18 protein-coding genes and 4 pseudogenes are annotated in these 21,678 nt (G+C 49.3%); 4 read left to right on the forward strand and 18 right to left on the reverse strand.

From position 1 onward, the window contains the following. Positions 1-46 precede the first annotated feature (46 nt). From MN084_RS07925 to MN084_RS07935, 3 genes and pseudogenes are all read left to right on the forward strand, one after another. Positions 47-3,086 (forward strand): annotated as a pseudogene (locus MN084_RS07925) (Tn3 family transposase). Positions 3,087-3,141: 55 nt separating this feature from the next. Beyond that, positions 3,142-3,488: pseudogene (locus tag MN084_RS07930) on the forward strand (transposase); the annotation flags it as partial. Between the two features lie 244 nt (positions 3,489-3,732). Continuing rightward, complete coding sequence (locus tag MN084_RS07935; protein ID WP_241087341.1) at positions 3,733-4,338, forward strand: peroxiredoxin; 606 nt, start codon at positions 3,733-3,735, stop codon at positions 4,336-4,338. Positions 4,339-4,908: 570 nt separating this feature from the next. Here MN084_RS07935 and MN084_RS07940 read toward each other — a convergent pair. The 17 genes and pseudogenes from MN084_RS07940 to MN084_RS08020 all read right to left on the reverse strand — a co-directional run. Beyond that, positions 4,909-5,733 carry a TatD family hydrolase gene (locus MN084_RS07940; RefSeq protein WP_241087340.1) on the reverse strand — a complete coding sequence of 275 codons (825 nt, stop codon included), beginning with the start codon at positions 5,731-5,733 and terminating at the stop codon, positions 4,909-4,911. A 40-nt stretch (positions 5,734-5,773) separates the two neighbouring features. Beyond that, positions 5,774-6,133, reverse strand: a complete 360-nt coding sequence (locus MN084_RS07945) for a PilZ domain-containing protein (RefSeq protein WP_241087339.1) — start codon at positions 6,131-6,133, stop codon at positions 5,774-5,776. Next, positions 6,133-7,068 (reverse strand): DNA polymerase III subunit delta', encoded by a 936-nt coding sequence (locus tag MN084_RS07950; RefSeq protein WP_241087338.1) that lies wholly within the window; start codon positions 7,066-7,068, stop codon positions 6,133-6,135. The genes MN084_RS07945 and MN084_RS07950 overlap by 1 nt, the downstream gene beginning before the upstream one ends. 50 nt (positions 7,069-7,118) lie before the next feature. Continuing rightward, complete coding sequence (gene tmk / locus MN084_RS07955) at positions 7,119-7,757, reverse strand: dTMP kinase (RefSeq protein ID WP_241087337.1); 639 nt, start codon at positions 7,755-7,757, stop codon at positions 7,119-7,121. A gap of 16 nt (positions 7,758-7,773) precedes the next feature. After that, positions 7,774-8,772, reverse strand: coding sequence for an endolytic transglycosylase MltG (gene mltG, locus MN084_RS07960; protein WP_241087335.1), 999 nt, complete (start codon positions 8,770-8,772; stop codon positions 7,774-7,776). 74 nt (positions 8,773-8,846) lie between these two features. Further along, complete coding sequence (gene pabC / locus MN084_RS07965; RefSeq protein WP_330178468.1) at positions 8,847-9,614, reverse strand: aminodeoxychorismate lyase; 768 nt, start codon at positions 9,612-9,614, stop codon at positions 8,847-8,849. A gap of 141 nt (positions 9,615-9,755) precedes the next feature. Next, entirely contained in the window at positions 9,756-11,000 is a 1,245-nt protein-coding gene (fabF, locus tag MN084_RS07970) for a beta-ketoacyl-ACP synthase II (RefSeq protein WP_241087333.1), read from the reverse strand. A 93-nt stretch (positions 11,001-11,093) separates the two neighbouring features. Continuing rightward, the gene (acpP, locus tag MN084_RS07975) at positions 11,094-11,327 is read right to left on the reverse strand and encodes an acyl carrier protein (protein ID WP_241087332.1); all 234 of its coding nucleotides are present in this window, start codon (positions 11,325-11,327) and stop codon (positions 11,094-11,096) included. 180 nt (positions 11,328-11,507) lie between these two features. Beyond that, the gene (gene fabG, locus MN084_RS07980) at positions 11,508-12,248 is read right to left on the reverse strand and encodes a 3-oxoacyl-ACP reductase FabG (protein WP_241087331.1); all 741 of its coding nucleotides are present in this window, start codon (positions 12,246-12,248) and stop codon (positions 11,508-11,510) included. A gap of 41 nt (positions 12,249-12,289) precedes the next feature. Further along, the gene (locus tag MN084_RS07985; protein ID WP_241087330.1) at positions 12,290-13,258 is read right to left on the reverse strand and encodes a beta-ketoacyl-ACP synthase III; all 969 of its coding nucleotides are present in this window, start codon (positions 13,256-13,258) and stop codon (positions 12,290-12,292) included. Then, positions 13,255-14,280 (reverse strand): phosphate acyltransferase PlsX, encoded by a 1,026-nt coding sequence (gene plsX / locus MN084_RS07990; RefSeq protein ID WP_241087329.1) that lies wholly within the window; start codon positions 14,278-14,280, stop codon positions 13,255-13,257. The genes MN084_RS07985 and plsX overlap by 4 nt, the downstream gene beginning before the upstream one ends. Positions 14,281-14,392: 112 nt before the next feature. Then, complete coding sequence (gene rpmF, locus MN084_RS07995; protein ID WP_241087328.1) at positions 14,393-14,572, reverse strand: 50S ribosomal protein L32; 180 nt, start codon at positions 14,570-14,572, stop codon at positions 14,393-14,395. Between the two features lie 26 nt (positions 14,573-14,598). Next, on the reverse strand, positions 14,599-15,141 hold the full coding sequence (locus tag MN084_RS08000; protein WP_241087327.1) for a YceD family protein: 543 nt from the start codon (positions 15,139-15,141) through the stop codon (positions 14,599-14,601). A 183-nt stretch (positions 15,142-15,324) separates the two neighbouring features. Next, entirely contained in the window at positions 15,325-16,458 is a 1,134-nt protein-coding gene (locus MN084_RS08005) for a sodium ion-translocating decarboxylase subunit beta (RefSeq protein WP_241087326.1), read from the reverse strand. A 4-nt stretch (positions 16,459-16,462) separates the two neighbouring features. After that, a complete protein-coding gene (gene oadA, locus MN084_RS08010; protein ID WP_241087325.1) occupies positions 16,463-18,247 on the reverse strand; it encodes a sodium-extruding oxaloacetate decarboxylase subunit alpha in 1,785 nt (594 codons plus the stop codon). Positions 18,248-18,326: 79 nt separating this feature from the next. Then, a complete protein-coding gene (locus tag MN084_RS08015) occupies positions 18,327-18,578 on the reverse strand; it encodes an OadG family protein (RefSeq protein WP_241087324.1) in 252 nt (83 codons plus the stop codon). Between the two features lie 178 nt (positions 18,579-18,756). Beyond that, a pseudogene (locus MN084_RS08020) lies at positions 18,757-19,431 on the reverse strand (transposase); the annotation flags it as partial. A gap of 241 nt (positions 19,432-19,672) precedes the next feature. Here MN084_RS08020 and MN084_RS08025 point away from each other — a divergent pair. Continuing rightward, positions 19,673-20,765 (forward strand): annotated as a pseudogene (locus tag MN084_RS08025) (IS256 family transposase). Here MN084_RS08025 and MN084_RS08030 read toward each other — a convergent pair. Beyond that, a complete protein-coding gene (locus tag MN084_RS08030) occupies positions 20,725-21,516 on the reverse strand; it encodes an IS5 family transposase (protein WP_330178469.1) in 792 nt (263 codons plus the stop codon). The pseudogene MN084_RS08025 and the gene MN084_RS08030 overlap by 41 nt on opposite strands. Positions 21,517-21,678: the final 162 nt, after the last annotated feature.

The following is a 21,678-nucleotide window of genomic DNA, read 5'->3' on the forward strand; positions in this document are numbered from 1 at the left end:
CATTTTAGGGTAATTTGGCTAGAATCGTGGCCTTTAGGTAACGATTATGACCACAGAGAAACGACTCAAGATCCTCACCGAAGCGGAAATTGTTGACTTGTTCGGCCCGCCAGCACTCAATCAAAACGATCAACGATTCTTCTTCACACTCAATGATATCGAATTGGCCCAGTGCCAGAAGATTCGCAGGCGTGATCAACGCTGCATGTTCGTTGTGTTGCTCGGCTACTTTAAAGTGAAGCCCATTTCTTTGAGTCCCGGCTACCACCAGATCAAGCATGATATTAAATATGTCTGCTCAGAAGTGTTTCCCGGTTCCGGTCTGAGTCCCTTCAATCTAACTCAAAAAACTCGTGTGCGTATCTATCATCGCATATACGAATTAACAAACCATCAACGCTGGGAGAACGAACGGCACAGCGCCGCGCTGACAATAGACCTTCGCGAACACGCACAAGCATGGGCTCAACCGCGAGCGTTGTTTGACAGGGCTATTGAATACTTAGCGGCACAAAAAATTAGCATTCCTGGGTACTCAGTTTTGCAAGACTTGATCAGTGATGTCGTCAGTGCTACCAACGATCAACTCATTCGCCAACTCGAAGACCTCATCTCTGTTGACTTGACTTCTATGTTGTCTGACTTTGTCGAAGGCAATGACCCACTGACTCTACGGCGGTTAAGAATGGCGGCTAAGAACATTACAAGGAGTGAGTTGCAAAAAGAACTCGCCGTACATCAGCACATTCAATCTTGGATGCTAGAAGTCGATGAGGTTTTAAGTCAGCTATCAATATCGTTGAAGAATCAGCAGTACTTTGCTGAAAGAGTGACTTACTATGGTGCCAAACTAAAACGCCAACCTGTTGGTTATCAACGCCTCTACTTGTTGTGCTATTTGCAATCGCGTTGGCAACAGGCACTGGAACGAATAGCCGATGGCTTTGTTCATCATCTTTTTCAAAGAAAACAGAAAGCCAAAATATACGCGAGAGAATCTGTTTATCAAGACTGGCAACGAGCTGCGAGTAACGTCAGTAAAGCGGCGCAAGTGTTGCGTCTTTTTATCGACGACAGAGTAGATCAACAACAACCGTTTGGGGCGTTACGGCAGCATGCTTTTAAACTTCTAGCGGCGAAAGATCTGGAATCCGTTTGCCTGTTTTTGAATGATCAAAAGCGATCGGTTGAAGAGGCCACGTGGCAGTACTTCGATCACCGGGTGAGCTTACGAGAAGGCTTACTTCGTGATCTATTCCTGTGCTTGCACTTTGAAGGCGGTGAAAAAACACAGCGCCTGGCAGCTACACTGCATCGTGCGCAGCGTGATCTTATCGCCGATGGTGAAATCTCAATCGGCGCAATGGATAGCCGCTTGCCTACCAAGAAGCAATTGTCGTTCATGCAAGACTCGAGCGGCGTGATGAATAAAGGTCGGTACGAATGGTTCCTTTACTTGCAAATCCCCAATCGGTTGAATGGCCAGCTCACACTGCCAAATGTGTTTAAATACAGGGCTTTGGAGGCTGATCTAGTCAATCGTGAGCGATGGACAGAAGAAAAAGACGCGCTATTAGAGCGCACCCAGTTGCCTAAATTAGCCGCCAATCCCAACAAACTCATTGACCAAATGGCCAAAAACCTGGGTGTTAGATTACAAGAAGTGAGTCACTATCTAGAACACGATGACAACCGAAATATTATCCTGAGAAACCCCAAAGGAAAGCGCCATTGGCGCTTACCCACGGCCAACAAAAAGTACTTGGTCAATAATCCGTTCTTCCAGCAACTACCCACGACTGGCGTTGCCGATGTGTTGCGAATGGTCGATCGCGACACAGGCTTCCTTGATGACTTTAAGCATGTACTGGGTGCACAGTCGAAGAGCCGAGCACACGAGTATGACCTGTTGGCTATCTTGGTGGGCAACGCGACCAACCAAGGCATTTATGGTATCGCTCAAATATCCGATCGCACTTACGATCAGCTCAGCACCATTCAGGCGAACTATCTGAGGTTAGAAACACTGAACGCAGCCAACGATCGCATCAACAACGCAACGGCTAAGCTTCCGATCTTCAAGCACTACAATATCCAAGAAGATGTTATCCACGCCAGTGCTGATGGTCAGAAGTTCGAATCCCGGCGTGAGACATTTAAAACACGTTACTCGTCAAAATACTTTGGCACGCAAAAAGGCGTGTCGGCCATGAGCTTGATCGCCAATCATGCGGCCATCAATGCTCGTGTGATCGGTGCTAACGAGCACGAGTCCCACTACATCTTCGATCTACTGATGAACAATAGTTCCGAGATCGTGCCAGACGTACTGTCTACCGATACGCACGGAGTCAATCACATCAACTTCGCATTGCTAGATCTCTTTGGGTACAGCTTTGCTCCACGCTATGCTCAGGTGGGTCGTGTCATCAATGAGATGTTCGATGTCAAAGAAGACAAGGATAAGAAAATCCAATTGAGTCTGAAAAAGCCCATCAACACCAAGCTCATCGCGGCTCACTGGGATACTATACAACGGATCATGATCTCACTTTATGAACGCAAAACAACGCAAGCGACATTGGTTAGAAAGCTCTCAGGTTACAAAAGCAGCCACCCGTTACTCGGGGCACTAACGGAATACAATCGTATGGTGAAAGCGAATTATTTACTCAACTACATCGATGACGTCAGTCTGCGCGACTACGTTCAGCGAGCACTCAATCGAGGCGAGGCTTACCACCAACTGCGTCGTGCAATCAGCAACGTCAATGGTGATCAGTTCCGCGGCAGCTCGGATGAGGAGATCCAACTGTGGAACGAATGTGCTCGCCTGGTTACCAACGCTATAATCTACTTTAACTCGGCCATACTCAGTCAGTTGCTGACTAGCTTTGAATATCAGAAGGATGATGAAAAAATCCAGATCGTCAAATCAAGCCTCCCCAGTTGCCTGGTACAACATCAACCTGAAAGGCACCTACAACTTCCAAATGAGTGGGAAATTGCCGGATCTGGACGAATTAATGAGCTCAATCGACGGTTATAAGCCTGTTCAGGAAAAGTACCCACATCCGGAAACGTAAGCAGGGCATGGGATCTAGCCGTTTATGTCCGTTTACGAGGGAAAATCCCTAGGACCCCAAATTGGCAATCGGAGACGGTGCTATGGGCTTCTGGGCTGCACTGGAGGAAGTGTATCCAGAGACGCGTCAGCAGCGCTGCTGGATGCACAAAACCATGAGCGTGCTGATTCCTGCGCAGCACTGGCAGAGCATTCGGACTTCGGGACAATCCGCCATCGAACCAAGCGTTCCAAGGGCTGCCTATCGCGTGACGGCATGCTACACATGATGTTCAAACTCGGCCGGTGTGCCGAGAAGACGTGGAGACGATTACGGGGTTTCGATTATCTGGCGAAGGTGATAACCGGAATCAAATTTAAAGAGGGTGTTGAGGTAGCAGGAGTCGATCAGGTCGCCGCTTGATTCAACTGGCTAAACACCAGATTTGACTATAACTCAGACCTCACCGGGCTATGACTCACGCACACGCTAACGTGGTTGGGTGATACCCTCTCGATTAGGGGAAGAGCCGACAAATTTAGCTGATTAACTAGGATAGCCCCTAAATCTATAGTTGATTACTGGGTAATTTCAACGTAGGATTATCCTCGATGGATTTAAGACTTATTCTAATATTACTTGGCAATTCACTTAGGAGGTATTTAACGTGGGTGTACTCGTCGGACGTGAAGCTCCAGATTTTACCGCTCCAGCCGCGTTGGGCAATGGCAAAATAGTTGATGCCTTCAACTTCAAAGAGACCACCAATGGCAAATATGCCGTTATTTTCTTTTATCCTTTGGATTTCACCTTTGTATGTCCTTCAGAGTTGATCGCTTTTGATCACCGCCTGGAGGAGTTCAAGAAGCGCAACGTAGAAGTAATCGGTGTCTCCATCGACTCACAATTTACTCATAACGCTTGGCGCAACACGCCTGTAAATGAGGGTGGTATCGGCCCGGTTAAGTATCCTCTGGTTGCTGACTTGACCCATTCAATCTGCAAAGATTATGATGTGGAAACCCCTAACGGCGCAGTTGCCTTCCGTGGTTCATTCCTGATTGACACAAACAGTGTGGTTCGTCACCAAGTGGTCAACGACCTTCCTCTGGGACGTAACATCGATGAGATGCTGCGAATGATCGATGCACTTCAGTTCACCGAAGAGCATGGCGAAGTCTGCCCAGCTGGTTGGAAAGAAGGTGATAGAGGTATGAAGGCCTCACCGGATGGTGTTGCCGAATACCTAGCCGATAACGCCGACACGCTCTAACAGCCTTCAAAGGTACGTACAAAAAAGGCCGGTTACGCTGTGCGTAATCGGCCTTTTTTTTGTTTTTTCTGTCCGCCATCAGGTATTCTATAGTTTCAACAATAACATGTAGATCAGAAGAAGTTGTTCACACACCCTATGGTGAAGCATCCGCCCCTTTTTCACACGGTGAGTTCAACGGAATGAACGTTATTTTTCTTCCCCGCCATGGCACCGCCCATACCATTCCACCGCACAAAGTAAACTACCTGGCAAACCTCTCGTCATACCCGATCAGATCATCGACTACACCTATGATCGACCACATACATTTTATGAAAATGACCTCTCTCAAGTTACCCAACTGCGGAAATTAATAGAATTACGCCAGTTGCACTCTTGTTGCAAACTGGGGGGCAGGGCGAAGCGATGGCCCAATTACCATGGAAGAGATTGAAACCCATTTAAAACAGGGCATGGAAAAAATGAGGCAACGGGGCTTACTGAAAAGCACGGTATGATCGCATTTCCTTGTCCGGGTCCTGCGCCTGGCTCGCCATTATGATTGCACAATCCTCGAATCAGACGGCTCTAAAGACAACTCCCCCGAAGAGGCTCTTTTGCCCGCCTGTAACTCAAATACTCGGCAGGCATAAAGAGCCGGAAAAAATTATCGCTGGTCAGCTCTTCGACCTGTTCCCTGGTCAAGCCTCTAAGTTCTGCAATCATATCTGCCACATGGATGACATATTCCGGCAGGTTTGGTTTGCCGCGATGGGGTACAGGGGCTAGATAGGGTGAATCGGTTTCAAGCAGGATACGGTCTGCCGGCACCCGCTTCGCAACGACTCTGAGTTCTTTTGCACTGTTGAAGGTAATGATCCCGGAGAAAGAGATATAGAAACCTAAATCCAGGGCTTTGCGCGCCATATCCCAATCTTCAGTGAAGCAGTGCATGACGCCGCTAGCTTCATTTGCATGCTCTTCACGCATTATCGCTATGGTGTCTTCCCGTGCTGCCCGGGTATGGATGATGAGTGGTTTTCCACAGATGCGTGCTGCTGCGATATGATTCCTGAAACGCTCCTGCTGCCAAGTCAAATCACTTTCGCTGTGGAAATAGTCCAGACCAGTTTCACCAATCGCCACATTTTTCGGGTGCGCGGCAAGTTCAGCCAACTCATCGGGAGACGGTTCGTGCCGCTCCTTGTCATTGGGATGGACTCCCACTGAAATCGATATGCCGGGGTAATTTTCCACCAGCGCACACATGGATGGATATGTCTCCAGATCGATAGAGGCACAGAGCATATGCGAAATACCCTTCTCTTCTCCAGACTTGATGAGTTTTTGAAAGCTATTATCGAAAGGCTTCAGATCCAATCGATCCAGGTGACAGTGGGAATCTACCAGCATAGAGTTTCAGCCAAACAAGGGACAAAGAGCCGGACAGGCGCTACATAGTATGAGTAGGACGCTCGGATTTAAGCGCGCCACCAAGATAACCCTCTATTTTATCGCGAGCCATTTCACCACCCTGATCACTGAATTGCACACCAATACCTGCTGCCCGGTTACCCTCGGCACCGATTGGAGTAACCCAGATAATTTTTCCGGCAACAGGTATGCGTTCCGTCTCTTCCATCAGGGTAAGCAGCATGAAGACCTCATCACCCAGTTTGTATTTCTTATTGGTGGGTATAAACAGCCCACCATTTTTAATGAACTGCACATAGGCCGCATAGAGGGCGTTCTTATCCTTGATAGTCAGAGACAGTATGCTTTGTCTTGCTGGAGGTATTTTAGTATTTGCCATTAATTATTGTTCCCCTTACTCGCCATCAAAAGCACACCTTCCAAAATCATTTGACTATTCAGTTGTGAGCCCAGTGTACGGATTGCCTGATAAACCCGATCCAGAAATAGGTAGAGCTCTCTTGATTCTAACTTTAACCCCAGGGCTTGCAAACATTCACGCTGATCCAGGTTTATCAACCCCGGTGATTCTGGAACCATCTTGAGACGAATCATGTCAATAAGCCAGCCACAAAGCCAGTGTAAAGAGCGGGACAAGTCCTGTTTATTCCAGCGTTCTGCCGCCATCACCGGGTCTTGCTGATGACTCATAACGGCAACAAACTCATCCAGCATCTTCTTACGCTCACTCAGCGTCTCCGGATCCGCCAGTTTCAAGGCTTCCAGCGGTGCTCCTGAACCAAGCGCAAGCAGCAGTGCCGGATCAGCTTGCCCAACATGGCCAGAAAGCCACTGAACCGATTGCCGACGATCAGGTGCGCTGAAAGCATACTGCTGACAACGACTGCGAACAGTGGCTAGCAGACGCCCCGGACGGTTACTGATCAAAATCATTACCGTCCAACTTACCGGCTCTTCAAGGGTTTTCAGCAGACTGTTTACCGCCGCTGTGTTCATTGCATCGGCAGGTTCAATAATAGTCACCTTGTAACCACCTGATTGGCTGGTCAACGACTCTTTTTCAGTAAATTCCCGAATGGTGTCGATTTTGATCGCTTTTCCCGGCCCTTCAGGCTCTATCAGGGTAAAGTCCGGGTGGGTGTCGGCCTTAAACAGATGACAACTCTGACAACTGCCGCAGGGCCTCCCACTCTGGTCCGGACTCTTGCAAAGCAGTGAGGCCGCCAACCTGACAGCAAAACGGTATTTGCCAAGCCCCTGAGTTCCGGTCAGCAACAGCGCATGAGGCAATCTCCCTGATACTTTTGCTGACAAAAGACGTTTCCAGTTTTGTTCCTGCCAAGGTAATTCAAGCATATAGTCAGTCACTGGCTCTCTGACTGTGCTCTGAAGAACGCCTTCAACACCATCTCGATCCGACGCTGCACCTCCTCCAGTGAGGCTGCTGCATTAACCACTTTGACTCTCTCAGGCTCAGCGGCAGCAATTTTCAGATAACTGTTCCTCACTTTATCGAAGAATACCATCCCTTCACTCTCGAATCTATCCGGTTCAGAACGTGCTCCTGCCCTTGTCAAGCCGACATCCACTGGTAAGTCCAGCAGTAGAGTGAGATCAGGTTTCAATCCACCCTGCACCCAGTTTTCCAGTTGTCGAATACGCTCCAAGTCGATTCTGCGTCCTCCCCCCTGATAAGCATATGAAGCATCGGTGAAACGATCACAGAGCACCCATTTCCCAAACTCAAGGGCCGGCATAATCTTTCTGGCAAGATGCTCAGCCCGAGCACTGAATATCAGCAGCAGCTCGGTGTCATCTGCCATACCGGTATGCTTGTGTCCCAGCAACAATTCTCTGATATCTTCACCCAGCGTGGTACCGCCAGGCTCCCGGGTAAATACCACCTGGTACCCTTCGCTCTCCAACAGGCGGCGGATGAACTCTAGATTGGTGCTCTTGCCGGCACCCTCGCCACCTTCGACTGTAATAAATTTTCCTCTCATAGCTGACCGGCTCTGGTTAACGTTTCAACTGATATTTGCGCACGGCATTATTATGTTCCCTCAGGGTATTGGAAAAGTAATGCTGCCCACCACTCTTGGCAACAAAATAGAGGCTTTTCCCTTTCCCAGGGTGCATCACTGCGTGTATGGCATCGCCCCCGGGCATACTGATAGGTGTAGGGGGAAGCCCCTTGTGCACATAAGTATTGTAAGGCGTATCACGTTTCAAATCACGGCGCCTGATATTGCCATCGTAAGCCTCACCCATACCGTAGATCACTGTTGGGTCAGTCTGGAGCTTCATTTCCTTGCGCAGCCGACGGGTAAAAACACCGGCAATCTGAGTGCGCTCGCTCGGGTATCCTGTCTCTTTTTCAACAATCGAGGCGAGAATCAGGGCCTCATAGGGGGTTTTTAATGGCACCCCTTTCTCTCTCTTTTCCCACTCCTTTTTTAACCGCTGATCCATTGCCTTATACGCCCGGTTAAGGAATGATATATCGCTAGTTCCCCGTGGAAACTGGTAGGTATCTGGGAGAAATCGCCCTTCTGGATGTTCATCAGGGTGACCGAGGCGTTGCATAACCTGATCATCTGAAAGCCCTTCCAGGGTCTGCTTCAACGCTGACTGTTGCCTGATGGCAGAGAGCACCTGCAGAAAATTCCATCCCTCGACAAGCGTGAGTGTATAGCTGGTGACGCTACCCGATACCAGCAGTGCCAGTAATGCGTTTGGCGTCATACCTGATTGCAGATGGTATTCACCCGCTTTTATTTTTGCGGCACTCCCTTGCCAGCGGGCAAGCAGTCGAAAATAGAGTTTACTATCAACCATGCCCTTGTCCATCAGATCGCGAGCTAGGCCAGATAATGAAGTACCCGGCTCCAGAAGGTAATAGACCCCCTCCTTCGACAACTTCATCGGGGTATTTGCAAACTGCTTGAACTCCATCACGAACCAAGCGATGAGGAGACTTACAGTAATAATCAGCAATCCAGCTATTCTGTTCAACATTGGAGTTTTACATTGCAACCATCAGTTTCTGTGTGAAAATCTGACCATGGGATACGAATAACACCTCCAATATTTCAGCCATGATTAAACCCTTGCTCCATAACCGTTTCAATCAGTTGTTTATCAACCGCCTGACTATTCACCCCTTGGCCATCAAGCTCTCGAACCGGCCAGATACCGATGAGTGAGTTTGTGAGAAAAAGTCCATCTGCCATTCTCAGATCATGCATTGTGATATCTGAAACTACAACAGAAACATCCATTGATTTTGCGATATCGATAACCAGTGCCCTCATCACTCCGCTGACACCGCATTGCATCAAATCAGGGGTTCTCAATACACCCTCTTTGACGATAAACAGATTGCTTTTTATGCCCTCTATTACCCGGCCATTCACATCCAGCATCAAACCTTCACTGATCAGAGGATCAGACCACTCTCTTGATGCCAGCACCTGCTCAAGTCGATTCAGGTGCTTTATACCGGCAAGTGAAGCGTTCCGTCCAAGCCGGTTGGTGCAGGTGCGGATTGCTACACCACGCTGACGGGCATCTTCCTGAAATTCAGGAGCAGGAGAACAGGTGAGAATACGGTTGGGATTTACCTCATCCGGCGGGCGGTAACCACGCCCACCTATCCCTCGGGTAATGATAATTTTAAGCACGCCAGAGTCAGCAGAAGCAATAACACGCTCTGCCTCGTCGAACAGTACATTGATATCAGGAGCAGGGAAACCCAATCTCCGGCAACCCTCAAGAAGACGCTGGATATGCCGGTCCCAGAGACAAGGCAGCCCGCCAGTGATGGCAATGGTTTCAAAAACACCATCTCCATACTGCACGCCTCTGTCCATGACAGAGAGCCGAGAGTCTGTTTTACCATTAATTAACAATACGGAGATAATGCCCAGCCAGAATCAGAGAGGCTAAAACAGGTGAAAAAGGCGGGATTCAACACACCCCGCCTTCAGACCTTCTTTATATCAATCCTGCACCCGGCGCATTACCACTGTTCCATTGGTGCCGCCAAATCCAAATGAGTTGGATATAGCAACATCAATTTCCATCTCTCTGGCCGTGTTTGGAACATAATCAAGGTCGCATTCCGGATCCGGGTTCTCCAGATTGATTGTCGGTGGTGCAACCTGATCACGGATTGCCAAAGCAGTGAAAACTGCCTCGGCACCACCTGCCGCGCCCAGCATATGGCCGGTCATTGATTTGGTGGAGCTGACACAAAGCTTATAGGCATGATCACCAAAGGCACTTTTGATACCCATGGTCTCCGCCAAATCGCCTGCGGGAGTCGATGTGCCATGGGCATTGATGTAGTTAACCTGGTCGGTGTTGAGGCCTGCATCCTTGAGGGCTGTCAACATACAGTCTCTAGCACCTTCACCACCTTTCGAAGGAGACGTCATATGGTAGGCATCAGAGTTCATACCAACCCCCACCAGTTCTGCATAGATTTTAGCACCGCGGGCTTTGGCAATTTCGTACTCTTCCAATACCATAACACCAGCACCATCACTCAGCACAAATCCATCACGGTCTCTATCCCAGGGGCGACTAGCTCTTTCCGGATCGTCATTGCGGGTAGATAGTGCTCTGGCAGCGGCAAATCCACCAAGACCTACTGGCGAGGTGGCCATCTCTGCACCACCTGCAACCATCACATCGCTATAGCCATGGCGTATCATCCGAGCAGCTTCTCCGATGTTATGGGTACCTGTACTGCAAGCAGAAACGATGGAGTAGTTCGCCCCTTTCAAGCCATATTTGATGGAGAGGTTGCCTGCAACCATATTGACGATATTTGCAGGAACAAAGAAGGGGGAGATTTTTCTCGGACCACCATCCACATACGATTGATAGCTATTTTCTATGCCGGTAATACCACCTATTCCTGAACCTACGGCAACACCTATCCGAGCAGTATTCTCGTCAGTGATCTCCAACCCTGCATCTTCAATTGCCTGGCACCCTGCAGCCAGCCCGTAATGGATAAATTTATCCATTTTACGAGCATCTTTTTTGGTTATGTACTCGGTGATATCAAAACCGTAGATTGGACCGCCAAAGCGGACACTAAACGGTTCTATATCAAAATGCGTAATCGGCTTAATGCCGCTTTTACCTGCGAGGATGTTATCCCAGGACTCTTTAACCGTGTGCCCTACAGGCGCAACCATACCGAGTCCGGTAACCACAACTCTTCTTTGTGCCATCTGAGGTCTACCCCCTTCTTGGGATAAAAAAGCAAAAGGCCGCAGTCCGCAAATCTACGGAATGTGCGGCCTCGCTCGAATTGGATAAAAAAATCAGCTGTGGGCGTTGATGTAGTCAACAGCCAGTTTTACAGTGGTGATTTTCTCAGCTTCTTCATCTGGAATCTCCGTCTGGAACTCTTCTTCCAGCTGCATGACCAGCTCTACGGTGTCAAGAGAGTCCGCACTTAGGTCATCCACAAAGGAGGCTTCCAGGGTCACCTCGTCCTCAGAGACACCCAGCTGTTCAACAACAATCTTCTTAACACGTTCTTCGACAGAGCTCATGTTCTTCTTTCCTCTGAATTAAATGGATGGTCGTTACAAACTCGACCGGGAGTATTGTATTCACAAACCTCAAAAGATTAAAGCAAATATTATTTCTCAACAATACTTCTAATTATCTTTTTATATTCAATAAATTACAGGTATATATAAAAGCTAATTTATAGGTTTATTTATTAGGGTTTACCCCATAAACATCCCGCCATTTACATGAAGAGTCTCTCCTGTGATGTATCCGGCACCCGGAGAGGCCAGAAAAACAACGGCACCTGCAATTTCTTCAGGGGCACCAAGCCGAGCCAATGGTATGCCTGATAATATCGCTTTCCTCTGCTCTCCAGTCAGTTCACGGGTCATATCAGTATCAATCATACCGGGCGCTACAGAATTTACCGTAATATTCCTTGGCCCCACTTCCCGGGCAAGAGACTTAGTAAATCCGATCATCCCGGCCTTGGCTGCTGCATAGTTACTTTGCCCTGCATTTCCTGTCGACCCAACCACAGACGCAATATTGATGATGCGGCCACCACGGGCTTTCATCATGGCCCGCAGACAACCCTTGGAGAGGCGGTAGATAGAGGTAAGGTTGGTCTCCAGAATAGAGCCCCACTCCTCCTCTTTCATACGTATCAGCAAACTGTCACAGGTAATTCCAGCATTGTTCACCAGGATCGTCGGCGCGCCAAACTCTTCGCCAATCGCCTTCAAAGCAGTATCGACCGAGGCCGGCTTGGTAACATTGAGCAGCATCCCCCTGCCCTTAATATTACCCTTGGCAAACCGTTCGGAAACAGCCTCCGCTCCAGCCTTTGATGTGGCAGTACCAATAACAGTGGCACCTTGTTTTCCAATGGCATCTGCTATCGCGCTACCAATACCACGACTAGCTCCAGTTACCAGTGCAATTTCATTTTCAAGCATACCGATCTCCATAACAGGATCAGGAGAGTAACTCCTGCTTATTAATACTTCACCAAGGCCGAACCCCAGGTAAAGCCGCCGCCAAAGGCTTCCAGCAGCAGGGTCTCCCCCCATTTGATACGCCCATCTCTGACAGCCGCATCCAGGGCGAGTGGCACTGATGCCGCCGAGGTGTTGCCATGTTCTGCTACCGTCACAACCACATGATCCAGCGACATACGTAGTTTACGTGCGGTAGCATTGATGATGCGGATATTGGCCTGATGAGGAATCAGCCAGTCGATATCTGCTTTTTCAAGGCCATTTTTCTCCAGAGTTTCATCGACGATACGACCGAGTGTATTGACTGCCATCTTGAATACTTCATTCCCTTTCATTTCGACAAATGCCGCATTTCCACGCATCTTATCGTAGCCTTTGGAGACACCATCCGGAACTTGCAGCAAGCTGGCATAATCACCATCGGCATGAAGGTGCGTGGAGAGTATTCCTGGCTCCTCACTGGCCTCTATAACCACGGCGCCCGCTCCGTCACCGAACAGTATACAGGTACCCCTATCTGTCCAGTCGATGATGCGAGAGAATGTTTCTGCACCAACAACCAAGGCGCAGCGTGCTGCGCCTGCTTTGATAAAGTTGTCTGCAACACCCAGCGCGTAAATAAATCCCGTGCAGACTGCCTGTACGTCAAATGCGGCACAGCCATGCATATCCAGCCGACTCTGCAACAGGCAGGCCGTACTGGGAAACACCTGATCAGGTGTCGAAGTCGCGAGAACAATGAGATCTATATTTTCCAGCTTCTTACCGGCCGCTTCAATTGCGTGCCGAGCCGCATGTTCAGCCAGATCACAAGTGGTTTCATCGTCTGCTGCAATATGGCGCTTGGCAATCCCGGTACGATCACGAATCCACTGATCTGTCGTCTCAACCATTTTTTCGAGATCGTGGTTCGTCAGGATTTTTTCCGGCAGATAACTGCCGGTACCTATGATGCGTGAATAGGTCATCTGCCAGCCTCTTTATCCAGGTGCGCTCCCACTCTCTGGGCAATTCTTTCCGGGACGTTGTTATAAACCGCCTTTTTTGCCATCTTTATGGCATTCCCAAATGCCATGATATCCGCACCACCGTGGCTTTTAATGACGATTCCTTTAAGCCCCAACAGGCTGGCACCATTATATCTGCGGGGATCAATTTTTTGGCGCAAGGAACTCATCACAGGCATAGCCACCAGAGCGGCCAATTTGGTAAACAGGTTGCGCTTGAATCCTTCCTTCAGGTAATGGCTGATCATCTTTGCCACGCCTTCCGAACTCTTCAAGGCAACGTTGCCAATGAAGCCATCAGTAACCACCACGTCAACACCGCCCTTATAGACATCGTCACCCTCTACATAGCCAATGTAATTGAGTGAACCGTTGGACAACAGAGCGTGGGCACCTTTTACCTGCTCATTGCCTTTGATCTCTTCCTGGCCAATATTGAGCAGGCCAACCCGAGGACTGGAGACATCTTCGTCGACTGATGAGACCAGTTCGCTCCCCATCACGGCAAATTGAAACAGGTGTTCAGCACTGCAATCCACATTGGCCCCCAGATCCAGCATCCATGTTCTGCCTTCAATAGAAGGCAATGCAGATATAATCGCGGGTCTATCCACGTTGGGCAGCATCTTGAGGACAAACCGTGATGTTGCCATCAAGGCACCGGTATTACCTGCGCTGACACAGGCATCGGCGGTACCCTCTTTCACCAGATTAATCGCAACCCGCATGGATGAATCCTTTTTTCCACGCAGCGCTCTGGACGGCAGCTCATCCATGGACACCTCTTCAGAAGCAGGCTGAATACGTAGCCGATCACTGGTCCCAACACCATCAAGGTGCTGCCGAATCACTTCCTCACGGCCAACCAGAATCAAATTCACATCTAAATCCTGCCGAATAAGGTCGACTGCGGCAGGTACTACAACAGAGGTTCCCTCATCTCCCCCCATGGCATCGAGAGCGATAGTAATACGATCATCCATCAATCACCGCCAGAAACAGTAGAGGCATTTTTTTAGGCTCAATAACAGACAACCGCCCCAAACGGAGCGGTCGCATGTGTACATACAATATCACTATCCACGACAACGGGGATTATTCGCCCTTACCGGTAGCAACCTTCTGACCACGATAGAAACCATCTGGAGAGACATGATGACGCAGGTGCGTCTCACCGGAGGTCGGATCAATGGAGAGTGTCTCTGCACTCAGGCTGTCGTGGGAACGGCGCATGCCACGTTTGGAAGGGGTTTTTCGACTCTTCTGTACTGCCATGGTTCAAGCTCCTGATAAACACCAATTCAATTTTGTTTGTCTGATTTCAGACCGGCCAAAACGGCAAACGGATTATTCTCATTTGCCGTACTCTCTGGTCCCTGCACTTCACCCGCATCTGGAAAGTACGTTTCCAGCTTAACTTCACACACAGCCTCATCATGCATAGGCATATGTGGAATCGCGAGCAACAACTCATCTTCCAGCAGATCCATCAGCCGGATCCGACCATCATTCACCAACACCGGATCACAGTCGGGAGACAGTTTTTCAGCCTCTTCAAACACCTCAATTATCGCCAGATCCATATCAGCATTGACGGGGGCTTTCATTCTCCCCATACAGCGCTGACAGATAAGGGATAACTCTGCCCTGACATTTCCTTTAACACGAGCCCGCCTCTTCTCGTCCCGATAAAATTCGAGGCTGAACAGCACCTCCCCCACATCTGCGCTTAACAGCGCTTCGGCTAGGCGCGGCAATTCAGCCAGCCTAGTCACCCCGGAAAACACTTTTCCCAGGTTGGCGAGACGCCACGGGTCCACATATTCAGGCAAACGTGACGACATAGGCCCGGCATGGTATTACGAGATGAAGGAAACGTCAAAAAAATAACGGTCGAATATAGGGAGAGGGCACAAAGTATAGAGACAGAGTCTTCAGAGCCCAGGAAGTAAATGAATAATTTCGTGGCAACGTGATTTCGTGGGTATACCCATACACCCAACCGCACCGGGTCATCGGTGCCTACTTCATCCTCCAACAATGGCCAGAAGGACACCCGCAGCCACAGCTGAACCAATAACTCCTGCCACGTTAGGACCCATGGCGTGCATCAGCAGGAAGTTATGATGATTCGCTTCCAGACCCACCTTGTTCACCACCCGCGCAGCCATTGGGACAGCAGAGACACCGGCAGCCCCAATCAGTGGATTCACTTTGCCGCCAGAAAGCTTGTACATCAATTTCCCCATCAAAACACCCGTGGCGGTGCCGATACAGAAAGCGATGGCGCCTAGCGCCAGAATACCCATGGTATCAAGGGTAAGAAACTTGTCAGCTGAGAGTTTAGAGCCCACTGCCAATCCCAGGAAAATAGTAACGATATTGATGATCTCATTCTGAGCCGCCAGGCTCAGACGATCGACTACACCGACTTCCCTCAGAATATTACCAAACATCAGCATCCCGATCAGAGGTGCGGCGGAGGGGAGGAAGAGGATGCAGAGAATCAGCACACTGAATGGAAAGAGTATTTTTTCCAGTTTGCTGATAGGCCTAAGCTGTGACATCACCACCTGACGCTCTTCCTCCGTGGTCAGCGCTTTCATGATCGGCGGCTGAATAATCGGAACCAACGCCATATAGGAGTACGCCGCCACGGCAATGGCCCCTAGGAGATCGGGTGCTAACCTGGATGCCAGGAAGATTGCCGTTGGCCCATCTGCGCCGCCGATAATGGCAATGGCCGATGCATCAGCCAGGGTAAAATCAAAACCCGGAATGTAATTCAGCGTCAGCGCACCCAACAGAGTGGCAAAGATTCCGAATTGTGCCGCAGCACCCAGAAACAGCGTGTATGGACGGGCAATCAAGGCACTGAAATCAGTCAGGGCTCCTACCCCCATAAAAATCAATAGCGGAAAGACACCGGTCTCAATACCCACATGGTAGATCATGCCCAGCAGACCATCGGGTCCGCCAATCCCGGCCACGGGAATATTGCTGAGAATGGCACCAAATCCGATCGGCAGGAGTAACAGAGGTTCAAAATTTTTGGCCACGGCCAGATAGATCAGCAATCCCCCGATCATCATCATGAACAGCTGCCCAAATCCCATATTGGCGATTCCCATGGACTGCCAGAGTGCTTCTGCGGCTTCCATCAGATTAACCCAGCATTAGCAAAGCTTCACCAACCTGGACGGCATCGCCTTCCCTAATTGGAATTGATACAACCACGCCCCCTCTGGGTGCGCGAATCTCAGTCTCCATTTTCATCGCCTCCATGATCAAGATCACATCACCGTCATTGATGGATTGACCTTCCATCACTTTGATTTTAAAAATATTTCCAGCCAGAGGGGCGGGAACAGCCTCGCCACTACTAGCCACAGGTGCCGATGGGGCAGAAGCCCCGCCAGCCATTGGCGCCACTCTCTCTACTGCACCACCAGAAGAAACCGTGACGTTATAGGTATTACCATTAACGGTTACCGTGTAAGCCTCAGGGCCACTTTTTGACGTTGCGGGGACCGGCGCAGCTGTTAGCTCAGGCTCAGTTCCAGGAGCCGGTTCGAACGCATTCGGATTGCCTCTGTTTTCCAGAAACTTCAGACCAATTTGTGGGAACAGCGCATAGATGAGTACATCGTCAATTTTATCTTTGGCTACGCTGATTCCCTTCTCCCGGGCAAGCTCATCAAATTCTGCCGTCAGTTTATCAACTTCCGGTTCTATCAGGTCTGCCGGGCGGCAAGTGATGGCTTCAGAGCCATCCAACACACGGGCCTGAAGCGCTTTATCGACGGGTCCTGGTGTTGCACCATAGCCGCCCTTGAGAACACCAGCAGTCTCCTTGGTGATGCTCTTATAGCGTTCACCCATCAGCACATTGAGAACGGCCTGAGTACCCACAATCTGGGAAGTAGGCGTTACCAGCGGAATCAAACCAAGATCTTCGCGTACTCGTGGAATCTCTTCCAGGACTGCATCGAACTTGTCCGTGGCACCCTGCTCGCGAAGCTGATTTTCCATATTGGTCAGCATGCCGCCGGGTACCTGGGCTACCAGTATCCTGGAGTCCACACCCCGCAGAGAACCCTCGAATTTGGCATATTTTTTACGCACTTCCCGGAAATAGGCCGATATCTCCTCAAGCGCATTAAGATTCAAACCCGTGTCGCGTTCAGTGTCTTCAAAAATGGACACCAGTGATTCAGTGGCAGAATGGCCATAAGTCATACTCATGGAGGAAATCGATGAGTCCACCATGTCGATTCCAGCCTCTGCCGCTTTCGCGATAGTAGTGGTACTCGTACCCGTAGTGGCATGACAGTGCAAGGCAATAGGAATGGAGATGGAGGCCTTCAGCTTGCTGATCAGTTCGTTGGCCACATAAGGTTTAAGCAATCCCGCCATATCTTTGATGCAGATGGAAGAGCACCCCATATCTTCCAGGCTCTTGGCCATGTTCAGCCAGTAATCCAGATCATGCACCGGGCTGACTGTGTATGACATGGCACCCTGAGCATGTTTTCCAACTTGCAGAGTAGCTTTGACCGCCGTCTCAAAGTTACGCAGGTCATTCATCGCATCAAAAATGCGGAACACATCCATGCCATTTACAGCAGCCCGCTCCACAAACTTTTCCACTACATCATCAGCATAATGACGGTAGCCGAGAATATTCTGGGCTCGAAACAGCATCTGCATCGGCGTATTTGGCATTGCGGCCTTCAACCGACGTAACCGTTCCCAGGGGTCTTCACCCAAATAGCGAATGCAGGAATCAAAAGTAGCACCGCCCCAGGTCTCCAACGACCAATAGCCCATCTGATCAAGTTTGGAGGCAATGGGCAACATATCATCAATCCGCAGACGTGTTGCAAACAGGGATTGATGAGCGTCACGCAGGACAAGCTCTGTAATGCCGAGTGGTTTTTGATCGCTCATGGGTTCGTTTTCATTTGTTTTAAGTTACACGTTGAACACGTGATAAGCCGACAGTTTGATGTTACCAAATTGCTCGGGTTTATTGTGATCGATAACGGCTCATGGCCGCTACAATCACTGCTGTTAGTTCATCTCCACCGGTTACAGCTTCGGGTACCGCCGCTACCTGGGCAGCGGTTTCCTGACCATCATTACCGGAGATTGCTTGTGTCAGACGGAATACGCCGGACATGGTAAGAACCAATACAGAGAGAAAAATGAAAACGCTCCCCATGCCAAGCAGCATGAGATTAACGCCTTCCATCAACAAACCGGTTACAGGCATGTTCATCCTTCTCCCGATCCACAAATCATTTTAAACCAATAATATACCATCGTGCCTCTATACAATGAAGTGTACTACTGCTGGCTATATTTTTTATGAGATAGGCTCTCTACTGTCAAGCCATTCGTTTCAAGTTTATTTAATAACCCATTGTTTTACATATAAATAGACAGATGTATTGTATTCTTTGATCCTTATTATTAAGTATAACAATAATTAAAGGAGCCTCCTCACGGTAGCCATCCGTAAGCCCAATGACTTCCTTACGACCTGTGCTGTCGGAATCCATGATCACCAGCAAGCAAAGCTTGTCGTCTTGCCTTACGTTGCAATAAACACCGTCGGCCCAAATGTACACATAGCGCCGCTTTGATAAATCGCGCTTACGCCACTGACCATATTCGCCTTCCCAAGTTTGCTTGAGGCGGCTTATGGTATTGGAGGACAAACCTTTGGCATCAGCGCCAAGCAAACCTGCCAGTGCGTCCTTGAAGTCGCCTGTAGAGATGCCTTTCAAGTACAACCAGGGCAGCAGCTCTTCAATGGTCTTCGCTCGCTTCAAGTACGGTGGCACCAAACCGCTGTTGAACTTGATGCCTTGCCCGGTACGATCTCTTACTTTGGGAACCTTGACCCCAATATCACCAAGCCCTGTTTGGATCATACGTTCCGGCAGGTGCCCATTGCGTACAACACCTTGTAAGCCTGATTCTCTCAGCAACCCTTGGTATTGTGCTAACAGGGTGGCGACTTCCGCCTCTATGGCTTGGGCTAATAGTTGCTGGGATCCGGTATGTAAAAGCTCAGAAAGGACATCTCGCGCGGGCCTATTCAGCCCGACAATATTATCATTCTTCATGTAGCGTACTCTTGTTGGTTGGTGATCGGCTAGGATCTTTTCCTTCCAACAGGATATACTGCTTTAATTCCTCATACACCAGAAATGACTATACCTCTTGCTCATACAGTAAACATGAGGTTCATGTAGGCTGTACAACTTGTTTTTATCAGCACGCTTCCGGAACTTCTTTTCCTTCCAGTATCTTTTGAACCGTGTCCCATGTGTTTACAGCTGTCTTTCCAGCACCTCCAGAGGCGGGATCAATACGATAGCCCAGGCGGCCGCTAACAACATCAAAACTGAAGAAGATCTCAACGATTTTCGGCAAATACTGACCAAAATCACGGTCGCTGCAGCACTCAACGTTGAACCAGATGATCATCTTGGCTTTGCCAAACATGAACAGTCCGAAGCGAGTAATAGCCGCAACGCTACTACTGGCAAGACCTTGCAAACGGAAGATGGCCAGTTTGAACTAGATACTCCACGAGAAAGAGCGGGCAGCTTTAAACCCCGACTGGTTAAAAAGCACCAGCGTCGATTTACCTCAATGCATGACAAGATCCTCTTCCTGTATACTCAGGGTATGACGACCCGCGAAATCGTCACGACATTCAAGGAAATGTACGGAGCCGATGTCTCCGCCACACTCATATCCAAAGTTACTGATGCAGTTATCGAACAGGTTGTCGAATGGCAATCTTGCCCCCTGGATGGAATTCAGCCTATTTGTTTATCTGGACAGCATTGTCGTTAAAATCCGGCAAGAGCAAGAAAGTGATAAATAAAGCGATTTATCTCGCTCTGGGCGTCAACCTGGAAGGCCACAAGGAATTATCGGGGGAGAATGAGGGTGCCAAGTTCTGGCTGAACGTGCTGACAGAGCTTCAGAATTGCGGTGTGGAGGATATTTTGATTGCCTGTGTCGATGGCTTAAAGGGCTTTCCTGATGCAATCAAAACGGCTTTTCCGAATATCCAGCTGTGTATTGTGCATACGCTACGGAACTCGATGAAGTAGGTGCTCTGGAAAGACTACAAGAAAGAGTTACCAGTCCATCACCGGGGAAGAAGCCTTACCGGGGCAGGATAAATTCTCTGACCGATGGGACAACAAATACCCCCGGATCAGCCGCTCCTGGAGTGCCCATTGGCAGAATCTCAACACGCGGTTCAACTACCCGGAAGACAGACGAGCGGAAGTTGTTTCCAACCGATGACTCGGCAAAGAAGGTCATCCACTTGGCAATCCAGGCCGCATCGAAAAAGTGGACAATGCCGACCCGTCATTGGAAACCAGCACTGGATAGATTTATGATTGAGTTTGTAGAACGCTTAGCGGTGTATATTTAACCTTGGCTGTCACACAGAAAACTTTACAGGCTCTACCGATCTTCACGCCGGCCCTGACTTGCCCGATGCTACGCACCAGTCGATTGGCCTGCTGGGCAAGCACGTACTCAACTCGAGCCCGAACTCTTGATCGTTTTCGGCTTGCCTCTTGCTCCCGTTTATTCAAGAGGCGTTTGTGTGTCGACTTGCGGTGAATGTGACTGCGATAAGCAGAACCGGCCCAGATACTGCCATTACTGTTGTTCTCATCCAGCAGTTCCTCGAAGACTGGGCTATTATGAGCTTCAGCTAATGTGATGACGTACTTGCGAATGACCTTGTGCTTCCGGTCTACGCTGATGTGGCTTTTGTACCCATAGTGGGTTTTGCCATGCTTCTTAGTCCAGTGGGCTTCAACATCCTTCTGGCGGCGTTTGTTATCACCCCATGCCTCAGGGCTATCTCCGGCTTTGATCTGCCTATTTTCCTCTCGCGTATTACGTTGCCTGGGTACTGGGACGATAGCGGCATCTACAATCTGTCCTTTGCGAGCACTGAAGCCTGCTGCATCAATCTGGATCAACAGCGCTGAAAAGAGTTTATCAACAAGGCCTCGTTCTTTCAGGCGCTCACGATATACCCAAACCGTTTTAGCATCGGGCTCCTTACCTTCCAGGCTCAACCCAAGAAAATGACAAAAGCTATAGGGATCCCGTATTTGGAACTCTGCTTGATCACCGGATAGATTGGACAAATGCTGTAGGACCAACACCTTTACTGGGGTCACTGTTTTTATAAACTGAGCCCAGCAATACCCGAAAAACCTCCTAGTCTACGGTCCTTTCCAGCTTTGGCAGCGAGTCTCCCAGCTGCTCAAGGACATCAAGTCTGTCTTGATGGTCAAAAAATTCGGTTGCACGACTTTTACCAATGG

Origin of the sequence: Candidatus Vondammii sp. HM_W22 (assembly GCF_022530855.2) — a bacterium.
Classification (GTDB): domain Bacteria; phylum Pseudomonadota; class Gammaproteobacteria; order Chromatiales; family Chromatiaceae; genus Vondammii.